This window comes from Halomonas sp. 3F2F, from assembly GCF_014897805.1.
Taxonomy (GTDB): domain Bacteria; phylum Pseudomonadota; class Gammaproteobacteria; order Pseudomonadales; family Halomonadaceae; genus Vreelandella.
This window is the reverse complement of sequence record NZ_JABUZE010000078.1, coordinates 1-1,099: the sequence shown is the minus strand read 5'-3', so window position 1 is coordinate 1,099 and position 1,099 is coordinate 1. Positions and strand designations below refer to the sequence as shown.

The following is a 1,099-nucleotide window of genomic DNA, read 5'->3' as shown; positions in this document are numbered from 1 at the left end:
TGGTGTGAGAGGACAGGGGAGGCGACTCCCCTTCCTACTCGATTCTGCTTGCCTAGTTTTTCCCTTCTCAGTTTTTTATATCTCAACTTTTTGTCCACCAATATTTTCGGCACACTCCATGAAACAGTATGGCAAGCTGGCGTTGAGAAACGCGCTCTCGTCATGATGAGCACTAGCGGTGCTGGCGCGTGTTGCTTGTTTTCGTGCTGTACCTGCCCGCTGTGGCATGTTGTGATATCTTAAGAATTATTAAAGCTTTATGTAGTAGCTGATTGCATTGATGTGTCAATTAATTAGTAGATGCAGACATGGGTATTTGCCCGCTGACATAGCCCAAAATGAGAGAAATTCGTTAGGCTGGGATATTAGATAGTGATGGGTAGCAACTATTTGATTTTAATTAAAAATTTTGAATGGTGAGCAATGTCCAAAACTTGGCTACTAACTGGAATGACAGACGAGGCGTGCGGACAAGTAAGCCCCGAAATAGAGAGGGCTCGCCGTGAGTTGAAGCAAACAGGGACGGATACCGACTAGCACAACGGGTTGTGGATAGATGGTTCCAGGGAGGTAGGGATTGTGGGGGACAGGGATAATGGAAGAAGCAGTTAAAGAGGCTTTCAGGTAAATCATGAAAATGGCTCTCCTATTTTTCGGGGTAGCTATTTTGTTTATTTGAATCGAGAGTAAACTGTTAAAAAATGGAAAAATAAAAATGAAAATTCCTGAGTTCACATTTTGGCCTTACATGATTGTAGCTATGGGGGGGAGCTATATTGCTTTCATGGTGGTAGGCGAGTTTGTATCCAATAACTTCGAATCTGTAATAGGGGTTTCTGGTTTTTTAATCGCAGGTAGTTGGAGTTTTTTAACTATTGAAACAAATAAGGAAATCAGAATAAGGGATGAGGTTTTAGGATTTATAAATGGGTATGAGCAAGCAATATTAGAATATGTTGAGGCATGTAATGATTTTGTGAATAGTGTTCATAATAGTTTTTTCTTCTACAGAAGAAGAGAATTTTATATGAATAAAGTTGGCGAAATATCTTTAGGGAAACGCTGATCAATTTGTATCTGGGCAACTGAAGCGCTCAAT

The 1,099-nt window shown here is 40.5% G+C and carries 1 protein-coding gene; it reads left to right on the top strand.

The window, feature by feature from the left end; all coding sequences use genetic code 11:
• The first annotated feature begins 715 nt into the window (after positions 1-715).
• Entirely contained in the window at positions 716-1,066 is a 351-nt protein-coding gene (locus INT21_RS09495; RefSeq protein WP_193085091.1) for a hypothetical protein, read from the top strand.
• Positions 1,067-1,099: the final 33 nt, after the last annotated feature.

Excerpts from the sequence above, each read along its gene's own strand:
- INT21_RS09495 (WP_193085091.1), top strand. The coding sequence starts at position 716 with ATGAAAATTCCTGAGTTCACATTTTGGCCTTACATGATTGTAGCTATG.